General features: G+C 73.9%; 18 protein-coding genes. 11 read left to right on the top strand and 7 right to left on the bottom strand.

Features of this window, described 5'->3' with window-relative positions; translation table 11 throughout:
* Nucleotides 1–174 precede the first annotated feature (174 nt).
* On the top strand, nucleotides 175–1,464 hold the full coding sequence (locus tag N8I86_RS32845) for an ROK family transcriptional regulator (protein ID WP_073891046.1): 1,290 nt from the start codon (nucleotides 175–177) through the stop codon (nucleotides 1,462–1,464).
* 31 nt (nucleotides 1,465–1,495) lie between these two features.
* Here the strand turns inward: N8I86_RS32845 and N8I86_RS32850 are convergent, their stop codons facing one another.
* Nucleotides 1,496–1,735 (bottom strand): hypothetical protein, encoded by a 240-nt coding sequence (locus N8I86_RS32850; protein WP_263279421.1) that lies wholly within the window; start codon nucleotides 1,733–1,735, stop codon nucleotides 1,496–1,498.
* 30 nt (nucleotides 1,736–1,765) lie between these two features.
* Nucleotides 1,766–2,797, bottom strand: coding sequence for an SDR family oxidoreductase (locus N8I86_RS32855; RefSeq protein ID WP_263279422.1), 1,032 nt, complete (start codon nucleotides 2,795–2,797; stop codon nucleotides 1,766–1,768).
* Between the two features lie 181 nt (nucleotides 2,798–2,978).
* Between N8I86_RS32855 and N8I86_RS32860 the strand changes: the two genes are divergently transcribed.
* The gene (locus tag N8I86_RS32860; protein ID WP_263279423.1) at nucleotides 2,979–3,851 is read left to right on the top strand and encodes an alpha/beta fold hydrolase; all 873 of its coding nucleotides are present in this window, start codon (nucleotides 2,979–2,981) and stop codon (nucleotides 3,849–3,851) included.
* A 254-nt stretch (nucleotides 3,852–4,105) separates the two neighbouring features.
* On the opposite strand, the gene N8I86_RS32865 is transcribed toward N8I86_RS32860, so the two are convergent.
* Together N8I86_RS32865 and N8I86_RS32870 are read right to left on the bottom strand one after the other, a co-directional pair.
* The gene (locus N8I86_RS32865) at nucleotides 4,106–4,762 is read right to left on the bottom strand and encodes an HAD family hydrolase (protein WP_263279424.1); all 657 of its coding nucleotides are present in this window, start codon (nucleotides 4,760–4,762) and stop codon (nucleotides 4,106–4,108) included.
* 18 nt (nucleotides 4,763–4,780) lie between these two features.
* On the bottom strand, nucleotides 4,781–5,845 hold the full coding sequence (locus N8I86_RS32870) for a PHP domain-containing protein (protein WP_263279425.1): 1,065 nt from the start codon (nucleotides 5,843–5,845) through the stop codon (nucleotides 4,781–4,783).
* Nucleotides 5,846–6,013: 168 nt separating this feature from the next.
* Here N8I86_RS32870 and N8I86_RS32875 point away from each other — a divergent pair, with 168 nt between their 5' ends.
* From N8I86_RS32875 to N8I86_RS32885, 3 genes are read left to right on the top strand one after another with little or no spacing between them, the layout of a single operon-like run.
* On the top strand, nucleotides 6,014–6,817 hold the full coding sequence (locus N8I86_RS32875; protein ID WP_263279426.1) for an SDR family oxidoreductase: 804 nt from the start codon (nucleotides 6,014–6,016) through the stop codon (nucleotides 6,815–6,817).
* A 4-nt stretch (nucleotides 6,818–6,821) separates the two neighbouring features.
* Nucleotides 6,822–7,847 (top strand): DNA topoisomerase IB, encoded by a 1,026-nt coding sequence (locus N8I86_RS32880; RefSeq protein ID WP_263279427.1) that lies wholly within the window; start codon nucleotides 6,822–6,824, stop codon nucleotides 7,845–7,847.
* Between the two features lie 35 nt (nucleotides 7,848–7,882).
* The gene (locus N8I86_RS32885) at nucleotides 7,883–8,131 is read left to right on the top strand and encodes a hypothetical protein (RefSeq protein ID WP_073891037.1); all 249 of its coding nucleotides are present in this window, start codon (nucleotides 7,883–7,885) and stop codon (nucleotides 8,129–8,131) included.
* A gap of 9 nt (nucleotides 8,132–8,140) precedes the next feature.
* Here N8I86_RS32885 and N8I86_RS32890 read toward each other — a convergent pair whose 3' ends face one another.
* Together N8I86_RS32890 and N8I86_RS32895 are read right to left on the bottom strand one after the other, a co-directional pair.
* Nucleotides 8,141–9,373, bottom strand: coding sequence for a lectin (locus tag N8I86_RS32890; protein ID WP_263279428.1), 1,233 nt, complete (start codon nucleotides 9,371–9,373; stop codon nucleotides 8,141–8,143).
* A 94-nt stretch (nucleotides 9,374–9,467) separates the two neighbouring features.
* Nucleotides 9,468–10,025: a VanZ family protein gene (locus N8I86_RS32895; RefSeq protein ID WP_073891034.1), complete on the bottom strand. Its 558-nt coding sequence runs from the start codon at nucleotides 10,023–10,025 to the stop codon at nucleotides 9,468–9,470.
* 244 nt (nucleotides 10,026–10,269) lie between these two features.
* Between N8I86_RS32895 and N8I86_RS32900 the strand changes: the two genes are divergently transcribed.
* Genes N8I86_RS32900 through N8I86_RS32925 form a run of 6 tightly spaced genes read left to right on the top strand, consistent with a single transcriptional unit; the run spans nucleotide 10,270 to nucleotide 14,083 of the window.
* Nucleotides 10,270–10,464 carry a hypothetical protein gene (locus N8I86_RS32900; protein ID WP_263279429.1) on the top strand — a complete coding sequence of 65 codons (195 nt, stop codon included), beginning with the start codon at nucleotides 10,270–10,272 and terminating at the stop codon, nucleotides 10,462–10,464.
* Nucleotides 10,461–10,913: an MrpF/PhaF family protein gene (locus N8I86_RS32905; protein ID WP_263279430.1), complete on the top strand. Its 453-nt coding sequence runs from the start codon at nucleotides 10,461–10,463 to the stop codon at nucleotides 10,911–10,913. Before N8I86_RS32900 ends, N8I86_RS32905 begins: the two co-directional genes overlap by 4 nt.
* A 48-nt stretch (nucleotides 10,914–10,961) precedes the next feature.
* Entirely contained in the window at nucleotides 10,962–11,225 is a 264-nt protein-coding gene (locus N8I86_RS32910) for a hydrogenase subunit MbhD domain-containing protein (protein ID WP_073891029.1), read from the top strand.
* A complete protein-coding gene (locus tag N8I86_RS32915; RefSeq protein ID WP_263279431.1) occupies nucleotides 11,222–11,959 on the top strand; it encodes an MnhB domain-containing protein in 738 nt (245 codons plus the stop codon). Before N8I86_RS32910 ends, N8I86_RS32915 begins: the two co-directional genes overlap by 4 nt.
* A gap of 10 nt (nucleotides 11,960–11,969) precedes the next feature.
* Nucleotides 11,970–12,317, top strand: coding sequence for a sodium:proton antiporter (locus N8I86_RS32920; protein ID WP_073891026.1), 348 nt, complete (start codon nucleotides 11,970–11,972; stop codon nucleotides 12,315–12,317).
* Nucleotides 12,317–14,083 carry a complex I subunit 5 family protein gene (locus N8I86_RS32925; protein WP_263279432.1) on the top strand — a complete coding sequence of 589 codons (1,767 nt, stop codon included), beginning with the start codon at nucleotides 12,317–12,319 and terminating at the stop codon, nucleotides 14,081–14,083. The genes N8I86_RS32920 and N8I86_RS32925 overlap by 1 nt, the downstream gene beginning before the upstream one ends.
* Here the strand turns inward: N8I86_RS32925 and N8I86_RS32930 are convergent, their stop codons facing one another.
* Complete coding sequence (locus tag N8I86_RS32930) at nucleotides 14,084–14,743, bottom strand: DUF4230 domain-containing protein (protein ID WP_263279433.1); 660 nt, start codon at nucleotides 14,741–14,743, stop codon at nucleotides 14,084–14,086.
* Nucleotides 14,744–14,876: the final 133 nt, after the last annotated feature.

The following is a 14,876-nucleotide window of genomic DNA, read 5'->3' on the forward strand; positions in this document are numbered from 1 at the left end:
CCGGCGCCCCGCCCCGGTACCGGGCGCGCTCGCGGCCAAGCGGAACGCCGCCCTCGGCGGGAACCGGCGCCCCCGTCTTAGCTCATAGCGTGAACTAAGGGTTGTGCGAATGTCGCGCCCGAGCTGTCCGAAGGGGTATGTTGCAGGTCGGGCAGGGTTCGTGAAGGGAGCCGCATGGCGGGGCGGAACGGACGCACGGTACGCGACCTGAGGCGGGGCAACCGCACGGCGGTGCTGCAACGGCTGTACTTCGACGGCCCTCTGAGCCGATTCGAGCTGGGCCCGGCCACCGGTCTGAGCTCCGGCTCGGTCAGCAACGTGGTCGCGGACCTGATCGCCGACGGGCTGGTCGAGGAGGCCGGCAGCGTCGACTCGGACGGCGGCCGGCCGCGCACGCTGCTGCGGGTGTCCCCGCACAGCGGACAGATGATCGGCGTCGACGTCGGCGAAACCCGTGTCCGCGTCGAGCTGTTCGACCTGGCGCTCACCGAGCTCGCCCGCACCGAACGGCCGTTGACGGCCCAGGGCTACGACGTGGACGTCATCGTCGGTCACATCCGCGACGGCATCGCCGAGGTCCTCACCTCCGAACAGGCCGTGCCCGAGCGGCTGCTCGGGGTCGGCGTCGGCGTCCCCGGCATCGTCGAGCACACCCCGGACCGGGGCGCCGTCGTCCACGGCCAGACCATCGGCTGGGACGCGGTCCCGCTGGAGCGGCTGCTCCGCGCCACCTCCCCGCTCCCGGACGAGGTGCCGTACGTCATCGACAACGGCGCCAAGACCCTGGGCCAGGCGGAGATGTGGTTCGGCGCGGGACGCGGCGCCCGCAACGCCGTCGTCGTCCTCTTCGGCTCCGGCGTCGGCGCCTGCCTCGTCACCCCCGAGGTGGAGCACGGGCGAGCCGTCGAATGGGGCCATCTGACGGTCCGGGTCCGCGGACGCCGCTGCCGCTGCGGCGCGCCCGGCTGCCTGGAGGCCTACGCGGGCGCGGAGTCCCTGCTGGCCCGCTGGCGCGAGGAAGGCGGCCGGCCGCCGGAGGGCACCGACGAGGAGACCGCCCTCACCGCGATGCTGGCCGCCGCGTACCCGTCCGAGGGCACTGCGCCCGACCCGGTCGCGCTGGCGGTGCTGGAGGAGACCGCCGAGTACCTGGGCGCCGGTCTGTCGGACCTGATCAACCTCTTCCAGCCCGAGCGGATCCTGATCGGCGGCTGGGCCGGGCTCCAGCTCGGCACCCGCTTCCTGCCCGCGGTCCGCCGGCACGCGGCGACGTACGCCCTGCGCCATCCGGCCGACAAGGTGACGATCGACCTCGGCCGGCTCGGCCCCGACGCCGTCACGGTCGGCGCCGCGATCCTGCCCCTGGCCGACTTCTTCGCGAGCGGCGGCCGACGCCCCGAACCGCTCGGCGAGGACCGTCTGCCGGCCTGGCGCGCCGCCCTGGAGGAGCGCGCCCCGCGCTGACGACGGCAGCGGCGGCCGCCTTCCGCCCGTCTCAGGCCGTCGGCTCCTCCGGTGCCGGGTGTTCCGGGTGCACGGTGCCCGAGCGCGGCGCGCCCCGGGGGCCGCTGCCCGCCTCGTCGGTGTCCGGCACGCCGTCCCCGTCCGGCTCGTCCGGTACGGCGTCCCGCCGGTCCTCGTCGGTCTGGGCCTGCTGGTCGGGCATGTCCCGGGGTACGGGACGGTCCCCGGCGCCGGACCCGGTGCCGGACTCCCGCTGCTGCTGCTCGGCCATCACGTTCTCCCTCACGTCGCGGTACCGCACTCAGCCGACCTTCCGCCCCCGCATCGGCTCGGTCTCCATCCCGCCGCCCTTACGCAGGCCGTCCAGGAACTCCTGGATCACCTCCGTCGCCGACCACCTGGGCTGCCAGCCCAGCTCGGTCTTCGCCCGGGCGCAGTCCATCAGGGGCAGCCGCAGCACGGCGTCGAACAGGTGCGGGGAGGCCGGCAGCAGATGCAGCCCCCAGGCCGCCGCGATCGCCGACCGGGCCGCCGCACGCGGCAGCCGTACCGGACGGGTGCCGAGCAGCCCCGCCAGCACAGCGGCGTCGAGCGGCGGGTCGGCGGCCAGATTGAAGGCGCCGCGGGCGCCGTCCGAGTGCACGGCGAGCCGGTAGGCCTCGGCCGCGTCGTCCGTGTGCAGCGCCTGCACCCTTAGGCCCGGGACGTCCGGCAGGAACGGCAGCAGGTCGGGCCGGGCGAGCGGCCCGGGCAGGAACCGCCCCCCGAAGATACGGCGCTGTTCGCTCGCCGACTCCCACTTGAACAGGAAGGCCGGACGCATGCGCACCACCCGCACCTCGGGGTGGTCGCGCTCGAACACGTCCAGGGTGCGCTCCAGGTAGGCCTTCTCCCGGCAGTACGCGGCGTCCGGCCAGCCGTGTGTCGGCCACGACTCGTCCACCGCGTGCTCCTTGGGGCCCGGCGAGTAGGCGCCCACGGACGAGGCGTGCACCAGCACCGGCACCCGGGCCGCGGCGACCGCCTCGAACACCCGGATGCTGCCGAGCACGTTGCTGCGCCAGGTGGTGGCCGGGTCGTGGGTCGGCTGGAAGGCCCAGGCAAGGTGGATCACGGCGTCGGCGCCCTCGAACCGCTCGGCGAGGTTCGCCTGCTCCGAGGCCAGATCCACGGCGGCCCACTCGGTCTTCGGGGGCGACCACCCCGGCGTCCGCCGGGCGAGTCCGCGCACCGACTTGATCCCGGGATCCTCCGAGAGCAGGCGCACCACACTCGTCCCGACATTGCCGGTGGCGCCGGTCACGACCACCCTGCTGCCCGCTGAGCTGCTCACCTTCGGCTCCTTCCGTCCTCGCGGCGGAGGCTGCGACGACCGGCCGGGTACCCGGGCGCCGGTCCGGCACACGCGGCATGACGTCCGGGGTAATCGACCGCGCGGGCCGGCCCACGGCAGCATCCGTGGTGTCGAGAACGGCGGACGGACCGTCCGGCCGGACCCCACCGAGGAGGCAGCCATGCCGTACTTCGAGAGCCCCGTCGACGGGACCCGTCTGCACTACGTCGACCACGGCCCCGCCGACGGACCGGTCGCCGTCTTCGTGGCGAGCGCCTATCTGGGCCACGAGATGTGGGAGTACCAGATGCTGCCCCTCGCGGAGGCCGGCCACCGCTGCGTCGCCCTGGACCGGCGGGGCCACGGCCGGTCCGACGACACCTGGTCCGGCTACGACCTCGACACCCTCGCCGACGACCTGAACGGCCTGTTCGACCATCTGGACCTGCACGGCATCACCCTCGTCGGGCACTCGGTCGGCACGGCCGAGGTGATCCGCTGCCTCACCCGGCACGGCAGCGCCCGGGTGGACCGGGTCGCGCTCGTCGCCGGTGTCAGCCCCGGCCTCGTCCGCTCGCCGGGCGTCCCCGACGGCGTGGACCCGGCGGCCGTGCGCGCCGACGAGGAGCTGTTCCGGCGCGACCGGGCCGCGTGGTTCACCGCCTTCGCGGACGACTTCTTCGCGGTACGGCAGCCCGGCAACGACGTCTCGCCCGCCTACGTCCGCCATATGATCGACCGCTGCCTGGTGGCCACCGCGCGTGCCGCGACCGGCATCCGGGCCGTCGTCGCGACCCTGGACCTCACGGCCGAGCTGCCCGCGCTGGACGTCCCCGTGCTCGTCGTGCACGGCACCCACGACACCTCGGCGCCCCTCGCCCTCACCGGCCGGCGGCTGGCGCGGCTCCTCCCCGACGCCACCCTGAAGGTGTACGAGAACGGCGGTCACGGCCTGTTCGCGACGCACGCGGACCTGCTCACGGCGGACCTGCGGGAGTTCCTGGCCGGTGGCCGGCGGACGCGGGACACCGCCGGAGCCGCCGCGGCCCGGTAGCCGGGCGCACCGCGGCGGACAGAGAAGAGCCCCGGTCGCGACGGGGGAATCACGACCGGGGCGGTCAGGGGTGGGCACGGACGGCGGTCGCCTCTCGGCGAAAGGCTCCACAGGGCTTCAGCCGAACGATCGTCCCTGTGGGCGGATGGTGAGGCCCGGGGACACTGTCCCATCCGCACCCACGGCTTGTTCAACGGGCAACCACCGCGTGGTGTTCCAGCCGTCCGAGTGACCCGTGTCACGCCATGTGAAACTCAGGCCAGCGCGGTTTCGGCGAGCCGCCGCAGGAGGTCGGCGGGATCGGCGTAGACCGCCTCCGCCCCCGCCTCCTCGAGATCGGCCCGCGGAATCCCGCCGCACAGCAGACCGAGGCAGCGCACCCCGGCCTTGCTGCCGGCCTGCATGTCCCACACGGTGTCCCCGACGAACACCGCCCGCGAGGCCGGGACCCCGGCCAGCTCCAGGGCGTGTTCCACGGGCTCCGGGGCGGGCTTGCCCTCCGTCACGTCGTCGGCGCTGGCCGTGTCCGTGATCGCGTCGTCCGCGTCGATCGCCCGGCGCAGCGCGCCCAGCTCGGCACCGCTCGCCGAGGTGGCGAGGACGACCGTCCAGCCGTCCCGGTGCAGCCGGCGCAGCAGCTCGCCGGCCTTCGGCAGGGCCGGGAGCCGGTCGAAGTACTGGCCGTACAGAGCCTTGTGCGCCGCGCTCAGCTCGGCGTCCCGCTCCGTGTCCCGGTCGGCGCCGAGCAGATGCGCGACCAGGTCGGTGGAGCCCAGTCCGACGGCCCGGTGGACGGCGTGCATGGGTACGTCGTGGCCGGCCTGGCGGAACGCCTCCCACCAGGTCACGACATGCAGATGATTGGTGTCGACGAGGGTCCCGTCGACGTCGAACAGGGCGGCTCGGTCCATCCGGCGTGGTCCTTTCTCTCACTGCCCGGACCGGGTACCACGCCCAGGAGACGTCACGCGTGCCGGCGTACGGCCATGACGCGTCCAGGCCAGCAGTTCGTCCGCGGACCACGTCGTGACCACCCGCTCGGCCGGCACCCCGCACTCCTCCGCGCGGGCGCAGCCCAGGATCTGCCAGTCCAGCTGGCCCGGCGCGTGCGCGTCGGTGTCGACGGCGAACAGCACGCCGGCCGCCACGGCCGTGCGCAGCAGCCGCCGGGGCGGGTCCAGGCGTTCCGGACGGCTGTTGATCTCCACCGCCGTGCCGGACTCGGCGCACGCGGCGAACACCTCGTCCGCGTCGAACTCCGACTCCGGCCGCCCCCGCCCGGTCACCAGGCGCCCGGTGCAGTGACCGAGGACGTCGGCGTGCGGATCGCGGACGGCGGCCACCATCCGGCGGGTCATGGAACGGGCGTCCATCCGCAGTTTGGAGTGCACGGAGACCACGACCACGTCCAGCCGGCCGAGCAGCTCCGGCTCCTGGTCCAGCGAGCCGTCCTCGAGGATGTCGCACTCGATGCCGGTGAGCAGCCGGAACGGCGCCCAGCGCGCGTTGAGCTCCTCGACCACCGCCAGCTGTTCGCGCAGCCGCTCCGGGGACAGACCGCGGGCCACGGTCAGCCGTGGCGAGTGGTCGGTGAGGACGGTCCACTCGTGGCCGAGGCCGGCCGCGGTACGCCCCATCTCCTCGATCGGGCTGCCCCCGTCGGACCAGTCCGAGTGGGTGTGGCAGTCCCCGCGGACGAGCGCCCGCAGCGCGGCGCCGGGGCCGGAGGGGGACGCTTCGGCAGCCTCCTCCTCCAGCTTGCGCAGGTACCCGGGCACCTCCCCGGCCAGCGCCTCGCGCACCACCTGGGCGGTCTTCGGTCCGACGCCCTTCAGGGACTCCAGCGTGCCGTCCGCGGCCCGCTCGGCCACCTCCCCGGCGGGGAGGGCGGCCAGCACCCGGGAGGCGGTACGGAAGGCCCGTACCCGGTAGGTGGGCGCCAGCGACCGCTCCAGCAGGAAGGCGATCCGGTCCAGTGCGGCGACGGGGTCCATGCACACCAGGGTCCGACAGCCGCCCCGATGGGGCGCGGGGAACCGCGCGCCGAACCACGCGGCGGCCGCACCGGGACCCCGTTCGCCGGGTCCCGTTTGCCCGACGGGCCCCCGGGTACTGCGGAGCACCACACGTGACCGGAGCCAGCCGGAGCCAGGAGGACGCCCATGCCCGCCGCACCCGCGCAGCGCACCGCGTTGATCACCGGCGCGGACAGCGGCATCGGCCGTGCCACCGCCGTCCGGCTGGCCGAGGCGGGCCTGGACGTCGGCATCACCTGGCACTCCGATGCGAAGGGCGCCGAGGAGACGGCGCAGGAGGTGCGCGGCAAGGGGCGCCGCGCCGCCGTCGCCCGGCTCGACCTGACCCGGCTGCCCGGGGCCGCCGACACCGTCGACGAGCTGTGCGACGAACTCGGCCGGCTGGACGTGCTGGTGAACAACGCCGGGACCGGCACGATGACTCCGTACCTCGACCTGACCCTCGCGGACGTGCGCCGGGTTCTGGACGTCGACCTGGTCGGCCCGTTCCTGTGCGGCCAGCGGGCGGCCCGGCACATGATCCGGCAGGGCGACGGCGGCCGGATCGTCAACGTCACCTCCGTCCACGAGCACCAGCCGCGGGTCGGCGCGGCCCCCTACTGCGCCGCGAAGGGCGGGCTCGGCCTGCTCACCCAGGTGATGGCCCTGGAGCTGGCCGAGTACGGCATCACCGTGAACGCGGTGGCACCGGGCGAGATCGCCACCCCGATGACCGGCCAGGAGGACACCGACGTGCACACCGAGCGCCGCCCCGGCGTGCCGCTCGGCCGGCCCGGGGACGCCCGGGAGGTGGCCGCCGTGATCGCCTTCCTGGCGAGCCCGGACGCCTCCTACGTCACCGGCGCCTCCTGGAGCGTGGACGGCGGCATGCTCCGCATGGGCCCGCAGGCGGGTTCCCACCTGACCGGCGACGACTGGCGCCGGCCCTGAGCACATGAGACTGCGGACCAGCTCCTACGACGGCCCCGGCTTCCGGCGCGTCCGCTGCGGCCGGGGTTTCCGCTACGCCGACACCACCGGCGAGCCCCTCACCGACGCGGGACAGCTCGCTCGCGTCCGCGCCCTCACCATCCCGCCGGCCTGGCGGGACGTGTGGATCTGCCCCTGGCCCAACGGTCACCTGCAGGCGGTCGGCACGGACGCCGCGGGCCGCCGCCAGTACCTGTACCACGAGCAGTTCCGGGCCGAGCAGGAGAAGGCCAAGCACGAGCACGTGCGCCGGATCGCGCGAACCCTGCCCGAGCTGCGCGCCGAGGTCGCCGGTGACCTGGCGGGACGCGGACTGAGCCGGGCCCGGGTCACCGCCTGCGCGGTCCGCCTGCTCGACCTCGGCTTCTTCCGCGTCGGCAGCGACCGGCACACCCGCGTCAGCGAGACCTACGGCCTGACGACCATGCTCCGCGAGCACGTGACCTGCGCCCGGGACCGGATCACGTTCAGCTTCCCGGCCAAGGGCGGTGTCGAGACGGTGCGGGCCCTCGTGGACGACCAGGTCGGGACCGTCACCCGGGCCCTGCTGCGCCGCGCGCGGGGCGGCGACCGCTTCCTGGCCTTCCACGAGGGCGGGGACTGGCACGACCTGCACAGCGACGACCTCAACGAGGCGCTGCGCCGGCTGTCCGGCACGGACGTCACCGCCAAGGACTTCCGCACCTGGCACGCCACCGTCCTCGCCGCCGTGGCGCTCTCCGTCGTCGACGGCACCGCCCGCGCCTCCGAGACGGCCCGGCGGAAGCAGATCACCCGCGCCGTCCGCGAGGTCAGCCACTACCTGGGCAACACCCCGGCGGTGTGCCGGGCCTCCTACATCGATCCGGTGGTCTTCGAGCTGTTCGACCAGGACGTGACCATCGCCCCCGCGCTCACCCGGCTGGGCGAACACGGGGACTTCGGCCGTCCGGCCACGCAGGGCGCGGTCGAGGCGGCCGTACTGGATCTCCTGGACGGCGCCCGTGGATGACCCGTCCGCCCGGGTTGCGTTCTACGCTGAATTGCATGACCGAACAAGCAGCTCCTCACATCTCCCAACCGCGGATCCTGGTGCTCGGGGTGTGCCCGGGAAAGCCCGGCGAGCCGCCCTTCCGGATCATGGAGATCGACGGCGAGGTGGTCGGCCGGGCCAGGACCGTCACCGACGTCCTGGAGAAGGCCGCCTCCTTCGGCATTCCGATCCACGACCTGGACGACCCGGACGTGGTCCGCTTCGTCGGCGGTGACAAGTACACCTGGACGATCCGCCACTGAGCGGACGGCTCAGCCGACCGTCCACTTCTGGTTGGCGCCCCCGGTGCAGGTCCAGATCTGCAGCCTGGTCCCGTTCGCCGCGTTGTTCCCGGTGACGTCGAGGCACTTGTTCGCCTGCGGATTGACGATGTCGTGCGCCCCGGTGACGGTCCACTTCTGGTTGGGGCCGCCGGTGCAGTCCCACAGCTGGACGGTCGAGCCGTCCGCGGTGCCGTTGCCGGTGACGTCGAGGCACTTGCCGAGCGCGCGGAGCGTGCCGTCCGAGCCGGCCGTCCACGCCTGCGCGCCGGTGCCGTTGCAGTCGTAGAGCTGGACCGGCGTGCCGTTCGCCGGGTTCGCGCCGGCGACGTCCACGCACTTGCCGGCGAGGCCCCGGATGGGTACCCCGGCCGCGCTTCCGCTCGTCGTCACCGACACGGAGTCGACCACCAGTTGCTGCGGGAACTGCGTGGAGCCGTCCGGGTCGCCGGGCCAGTAGCCGCCGACCGCGAGGTTCAGGATGAGGAAGAACGGCTTGTTGAACACCCAGGTCCGGCCGCCCAGGTCGGCGGGGGTGCGCCGCTGGTAGACGTTGCCGTCCACCGACCAGGTGATCGAGTCGGGCGCCCAGTCGACGGCGAAGGTGTGGAATGCGTCAGCGAAGGCCTGCCCGTTCGGCAGCGAGTAGCCCGCGCCTATGCCGCCCGAACCCGAGTAGCCGGGACCGTGGATGGTGCCGTGCACGGCCGAGGGCTCGAAGCCGACGTTCTCCATCACGTCGATCTCGCCGGAGTCCGGCCAGTTGACCGGCGTGCCGAGCATCCAGAACGCCGGCCACATGCCCTGCCCGCGCGGGATCTTCATGCGCGCCTCGACATGGCCGTACTGCGCGGTGAACTTGCCCGCCGTGTTCAGCCGGGCCGAGGTGTACTGGCAGCTGCCGTACCAGCACTGGTAGCCGGCCGGGTTCTCCTTGCGGGCGGTGATGACCAGGTGGCCCTGTCCGTCCAGGGCGGCGTTCTTCGTGCCCGAGGTGTAGTACTGCCGCTCGTGGTTGTTGACGTTGTCACCGGTCTCCAGCGTCCACTTCGAACCGTCGACCCCCGAGCCGGCGGGACCGTCGAAGGTGTCGGAGAAGGTCGCGGCCGCGGCCGCCGCCGGGGCGGCGGACTGGGCCCGGGCGGGCCCGACGGCGGCGGAGCCGACCAGGACGGCGGACAGGGCGGCGAGGAGACATCTGCGGAGCAGGCGTGGGGAGGCCATGGCTCTCCGTTCGGCGTGGGGGGTGAGATGTCTCTTGATTTAAGGAGTGAGATAAGGACGCGTCAATACTTTGGTACGGACCAGTTGCTGACGATCACTCGGCCGCCGGCCGCCGTACCCGCCGGTGCACCCCGCGCCCGAGCCGCCGCCCCAGCAGCAGCCAACCGAGCAGCGCGCCGGTGGTGTTGAGGATGACGTCGTCGATGTCGAAGGCCCGCCCGGTGACCAGCGCGCCCTGCGCCAGCTCCACCATGAGCATCACCAGCGCCGTGAGCACCAGCACCTGGAGCATCCCCCGGGCGCGCGGGGCGAGCACCGGCACCAGCACCCCGAACGGCACGCCGAGCAGCACGTTCCCGCCGATCTGCTTGACCGCGTCCCGGAACGGCGCGTACTCCACGTAGGCCTTCAGCGAGCGGCCGGGATGCAGATTGCTGTGCGTCAAAGACACCGAGGCCGGGGACGGCTGCAGCGTGAGCCGGGCCAGTACGACGGCGAACGCCACCATGAACGTGAAGGCGACCAGCATGGCCAGCAGCCGTACGGGCAGGGCGAGCGCGTGCCGTTCGGCCGGTGGGCGCGGCGCCTCGGCCCGCTCCCCCTTCCTCGGAGCGCGCAGCAGTGCGGGCAGGCGTGAAGCGGTACGGGCCATGCGGTCCTCCAGGTCGTGAACTTCCCCGATTTCCCGAGCGGTTACCCGCAGTCCGGCCCGGGATGCCGCCGCCCGGGCGGTCATCGGGGGCGCAGCGCCGGTTTCCGTTCACGCTCCCGGGGCACTCCGGGTACCGACCCGCGCGCCGCCGCCCCGCCGGGGGCCCGGCGGTGCTTGGATGCCCCGAGCGGTGCGGGGGACGAAGCGCCGCACCCATGGGCGTAGCGGACCGAGGAGGTGGCGGATGACCCGGCGACCGGCCGGCCGCACGGTCCTCCTCGCCGCCGCCGAACTCCTCGCCTGGTGGGCGGCCCTGGCACTGCTGTGGCTGGTGCTCGTGTCCACCGTCGACACCCTGGAGCGGATCGTCGGCGCGAGCTGTGCCGCACTGGGCGCGCTGCTGGCCCGGGCCGGCCGGCGGGCGGTGACCTGGCGGTGAACGGCTGGATCCTCGCTGCCACCGTCGAACTCGGCGGGGGAGGGGCGGCCGCCGTCTGGGGCGTGACCACCGGCCCGCTCGCCCGCCGGGTCGTCGCCCAGAACCTGACCACCTCGGTCCTCTGCCCGGCCCTGCTGCTCCTCTCCCAGGGCTACGGCCGCCCGGCCTACGTCGACCTCGCCCTGCTGCTCGCCCTGCTCGGCCCCGTCGGCACCCTCGTCTTCGCCCGGCTCCTCTCCGACGAACTGGAGCGCGAGGAGGCGGGCGCCTGGGGGCTGACCTGGGCCGCGGCCGGGCTGGGCGCGGTCGTCGTGCTCGCGCTGTGCGTGGCCGGCGGGCCGGGCAGGGCCATGGTGAAACTGCTGGTGATCGGCGTCCTGCTGATCGGCGGCAACCTGATCGCCTCACGCGCGCTGGCCGGCGGCATTCAGGGGGTGCGCGGTGGCTGACGCGCCCCGGGCGGGAACGGCGGCCGGCGCACCGCCGGGAGGTGCCGCATGTCCGACGCGCTGATCGTCGTCACCCTGCTCCTGGTGGCCGCCTCCGCCACCGCGGCCGTCGTCCAGCGCGACCCGGCCCGGCAGGCGCTGGTGCTCTCCGTGCTCGGGGTCGTCCTCGCCGCGCTGTTCACCGTGCTCCAGGCCCCCGACGTCGGCCTGTCCCAACTGGCCGTCGGCGCCGCGCTGACCCCGCTGCTGATCATGCTCTCCGTGCGCCGGATCCGAAGGCGCCGCACCCCGGACGAGGACGGCACCCGGTGAACCGGCTGCGCCTGTGGCTGCTGGCCGTCGGCGGCACCGGCCTGGCGGCCCTGCTGGCCGCGGCCTGCCTCGACCTGCCGGACTTCGGCGGCCGGTGGCACCCGTACGGCGAACGGGCCGTCCGCGCCTCCCTCGACCGGCACACCGCCAACACCATCGCCTCCGTCAACTTCGACCAGCGCGCCTACGACACCCTCGGCGAGATGAGCATCCTGTTCGCCTCGGTCCTCGGCTGCGTGGTGCTGCTGCGCCAGGCCCGTGACGAGCACCGGGCCCGGCCCGAACCCGCCGAGGTGGCCCGGCCGGTCCGCCGCTACGCCCTGCTCGTGCTCCCCGTCGCCCTGATCACCGGCCTGTACGTCGTCGCGCACGGCCAGCTCAGCCCCGGCGGCGGCTTCCAGGGCGGAGTGGTCGCCGCGACCGCCCTGCACCTGCTCTACCTCGGCGCCGACTACCGCGCCCTGGAGCGCGTCCGCCCGCTCGGCGTCTACGAGGTCTCCGACGCGGTCGCCGTCTCCTCCTACCTCGTGCTGGGCCTCGCGGGGATCCTGGCCGGCACCGCGTTCCTGGCCAACACGCTGCTGCCGTACGGCACCTTCAACACCCTGTCCTCCGGCGGCAGCGTCCCGCTGCTGAACGCGGCCATCGGCATGGAGGTGGCGAGCGCGGTGGTCGTCCTACTGGCCAATTTCCTCGACCAGGCCGTCGAGATCGAGGAGGAGCAGGGGAGTTGAGAACACCGTGATGCACGTCCTTCCGTACCTGATCGCCGTCTACGTCTTCCTGGTGGGCTGCTACGGCCTCGCCACCAGCCGCAACCTCGTGCACGCCGTCGGCTGCCTCGCGGTCTGCCAGTCCGCCACGTACGTCCTGCTGCTGGCGGTCGGCTACCGCGACGGCGCCACCGCGCCGGTCTTCTCCGACATCCGGCCCGGCTCCCGGCCCGTGGTCGACCCGGTCGTGCAGGCCCTCACCCTCACCGACATCGTCGTCGGCGCCACCGTCACCGCGCTGCTGCTCGCCCTGGTGCTGCAGATCGCCAAACGGCACGGCACCGTCGACCCCGACGAGCTCCGGGAGCTGCGCGGCTGATGCACCATCTGCTCCCCCTGCTCGTCGCGATCCCGCTGCTCGGCGCGGCCTTCCTGGTCGTCGCTGGCCGGCGGCTGCCCCGGATCGCCGCCGAGATCACCGGTCTGGTGGTCGCGGGCGGCACCGCCGTCCTCGCGCTGCTCCTGCTGGCGTCCTCCGTCCCGCCGATGGTCGAGTGGGTGGGCGGCTGGCTGCCCGTCGGCGGCGAGAGCGTCGGCATCGTCGTGATCGGGGACGGCCCGGCGCTCGGCATGGCCACGCTGGTCTCGCTGCTGACCCTCGCCGCCCTCGCCTACTCCTGGCGGTACTTCGACGAGCCCCCGCACGGTCACCGCGGCGCCTTCACCGCGCTGATGCTGGTGTTCCAGGGCGCCATGTGCGGGTTCGCCCTCGCCGGTGACCTGTTCAACGCGTTCGTGTTCTTCGAGCTGATGAGCGTCACGGCCTACGCGCTCACCGGCTACCGCATCGACGAGGCCAAGGCCGTGCAGGGCGCCCTCACCTTCGGCGTGGTCAACTCCCTCGGCGCGTACGCCATGCTGATGGGCATCGCCCTGCTGTACGCGCGCACCGGTGAACTCGGCATGTCGAAGATCGGGCGCGGCCTCGACACCGCGGCCGGGAGCGGCGGTCCGGACGCGCTGGTCCTCGCCTCCTTCGTGCTGGTCCTGACCGGCCTGCTGGTGAAGGCGGCCTCGCTGCCCTTCCACTTCTGGCTGCCGGACGCGCACGCCGTCGCCCCCACCCCGGTCTGCATGCTGCTGTCCGGGGTGATGGTCGAACTCGGCGTCTACGGCGTCTGGCGCGTCTACGGCACCGTCTTCGCCGGGCCCGGCGGCATCCCGGCCGCCGATCTGACCCGGGCCCTGGTGACGCTCGGCACCCTCACGGCCGCGGTCGGCGCCGTCATGTGCTGGTACCAGCGGCACATCAAACGGCTGCTCGCCTACTCCACCGTCGCCCACACCGGCCTGTTCCTCGTCGGCATCGGCGTCCTCACCCCCGAGGGCGACGACGGGGTCGCGCTGTACATCATCGGGCACGCCGGGGTGAAGGCCGCGCTGTTCGCCTGCGCGGGCGTACTGCTCGACCGGTTCGGCAGCGTCGACGAGCACGCCCTGCACGGCCGGGCCCGCCGGATGCGCGTGACCGCGGTGCTGTTCGCCGCCGGTGGCCTGGGCCTCGCGGGCCTGCCGCCGTTCGGCACCGGACTCGGCAAGGCGGTGACCGAGGAGGCGGTGGGCGGCCCGCTCACCGTGGTGTTCGTGGCCGCTTCCGCCATCACCGGCGGCGCCGTCCTGCGGGTCACGGCCCGGGTGTTCCTCGGTCTCGGGCCGCGCCCGCGGGACGCCGAGTACGAGACGAGCGGCTCCGACGAGAAGCCCGAGACCGTCGGTCCGCTGCGCCGGATCCCGGACACCATGACGACGGTGCCCGCCGTGCTGCTCGCCGGGGCCCTGGCCGTCGGCACCGTCCCCGGCTTCGGTGACCTGGTGGCCCGCTCGGTCAACGAGGCGGGCTCGGGCGGCGCCCAGGTGTCCGTGCACTGGACGCTCCACGGCGCCCTGCTGGGCCTGGCCGCCACCGTGCTGGCGGCGGCCCTCGCCGCCCTCGCCGTGACCCGCCCCCGATGGGTGGCCGCCCCCGACCGGGCCGCCCCGCTGCGCCGGCTGCAGTCCGGGCACGTGGGCGACTACGTGGCCTGGCTGCTGGTCGGCGCCACGGCGCTGGGACTGCTGGCCCTGCCGGGGGTGCTGGGCGGCTGATCAGGCCGCCCGCGTGCCGTAGGTGACGTGCACCTCCTTGAAGCCGAGGGAGCGCAGCAGCCCCTGGAGCATGGCGGTGGTGTTGCTCTCGGCGCGGGCGGTCAGCCCGCTGCTCCGCGCCGCGCCGCCGATGTGGCGTACGGCGACCTTCTGCACGGCCTGCTCGCTGTTGGGGTTGTCCGAGAACAGGTCGCCCAGCCGGTCCAGCAGGCCGCGCTGCTTGGACACGGCGTACGAGTGGTCGGGGTCGAGGGCGGGTCTGCCGAGCGCGGCGTGCGGCAGCCGGATCGTGGCGGACGTGCGGTCGCCGTTGACGGTCACGTCCTTCTCCCCGACCTGTCCGAGGTCGACGTAGGCGTCCACGGTGCCGGCCCCCACGTACAGGGTGCGGGTGCCGCGGATGGCGTCGGGCAGGAACTTGGCGTCCTTGTCCAGGTCCACGACGACCTGGAAGTTGCCCGAGGCCGCGTCGTAGCGGCTCATGTCCTGGATGGACCTGAGGAGCGCGGGTCCTGAGCGGTCGTGCGTCTCGGTGCCGAACAGGTCCTTGATGCCCGGCAGCACGGCCAGCCGGATCCCGGCGAACAGCACCGCGAGCACCAGGACGAGGGCGGCCACGGCCTTGGCCCAGCCGGGCGTGCGTCTGACGGAAGTCCCCATCGCGACGGTCCTCCTTCCTGGGGTCCGGATGCCCGCCGACCGCCGTATCAGACAGCCTTGTTGGCCGAGAGTCCCGGCTCGCCGGGCGGCTCGTGCCCCGGCCTGATCGTGCCGTCGCCGCCGGGCGGGCGCG

Origin of the sequence: Streptomyces albidicamelliae (assembly GCF_025642175.1) — a bacterium.
GTDB classification, from domain to species: Bacteria; Actinomycetota; Actinomycetes; order Streptomycetales; family Streptomycetaceae; genus Streptomyces; species Streptomyces albidocamelliae.

Excerpts from the sequence above, each read along its gene's own strand:
- N8I86_RS32845 (WP_073891046.1), top strand. The coding sequence starts at position 175 with ATGGCGGGGCGGAACGGACGCACGGTACGCGACCTGAGGCGGGGCAAC.
- N8I86_RS32850 (WP_263279421.1), bottom strand. The coding sequence starts at position 1,735 with ATGGCCGAGCAGCAGCAGCGGGAGTCCGGCACCGGGTCCGGCGCCGGG.
- N8I86_RS32860 (WP_263279423.1), top strand. The coding sequence starts at position 2,979 with ATGCCGTACTTCGAGAGCCCCGTCGACGGGACCCGTCTGCACTACGTC.
- N8I86_RS32865 (WP_263279424.1), bottom strand. The coding sequence starts at position 4,762 with ATGGACCGAGCCGCCCTGTTCGACGTCGACGGGACCCTCGTCGACACC.
- N8I86_RS32870 (WP_263279425.1), bottom strand. The coding sequence starts at position 5,845 with ATGGACCCCGTCGCCGCACTGGACCGGATCGCCTTCCTGCTGGAGCGG.
- N8I86_RS32875 (WP_263279426.1), top strand. The coding sequence starts at position 6,014 with ATGCCCGCCGCACCCGCGCAGCGCACCGCGTTGATCACCGGCGCGGAC.
- N8I86_RS32880 (WP_263279427.1), top strand. The coding sequence starts at position 6,822 with ATGAGACTGCGGACCAGCTCCTACGACGGCCCCGGCTTCCGGCGCGTC.
- N8I86_RS32885 (WP_073891037.1), top strand. The coding sequence starts at position 7,883 with ATGACCGAACAAGCAGCTCCTCACATCTCCCAACCGCGGATCCTGGTG.
- N8I86_RS32890 (WP_263279428.1), bottom strand. The coding sequence starts at position 9,373 with ATGGCCTCCCCACGCCTGCTCCGCAGATGTCTCCTCGCCGCCCTGTCC.
- N8I86_RS32895 (WP_073891034.1), bottom strand. The coding sequence starts at position 10,025 with ATGGCCCGTACCGCTTCACGCCTGCCCGCACTGCTGCGCGCTCCGAGG.
- N8I86_RS32900 (WP_263279429.1), top strand. The coding sequence starts at position 10,270 with ATGACCCGGCGACCGGCCGGCCGCACGGTCCTCCTCGCCGCCGCCGAA.
- N8I86_RS32910 (WP_073891029.1), top strand. The coding sequence starts at position 10,962 with ATGTCCGACGCGCTGATCGTCGTCACCCTGCTCCTGGTGGCCGCCTCC.
- N8I86_RS32920 (WP_073891026.1), top strand. The coding sequence starts at position 11,970 with ATGCACGTCCTTCCGTACCTGATCGCCGTCTACGTCTTCCTGGTGGGC.
- N8I86_RS32925 (WP_263279432.1), top strand. The coding sequence starts at position 12,317 with ATGCACCATCTGCTCCCCCTGCTCGTCGCGATCCCGCTGCTCGGCGCG.
- N8I86_RS32930 (WP_263279433.1), bottom strand. The coding sequence starts at position 14,743 with ATGGGGACTTCCGTCAGACGCACGCCCGGCTGGGCCAAGGCCGTGGCC.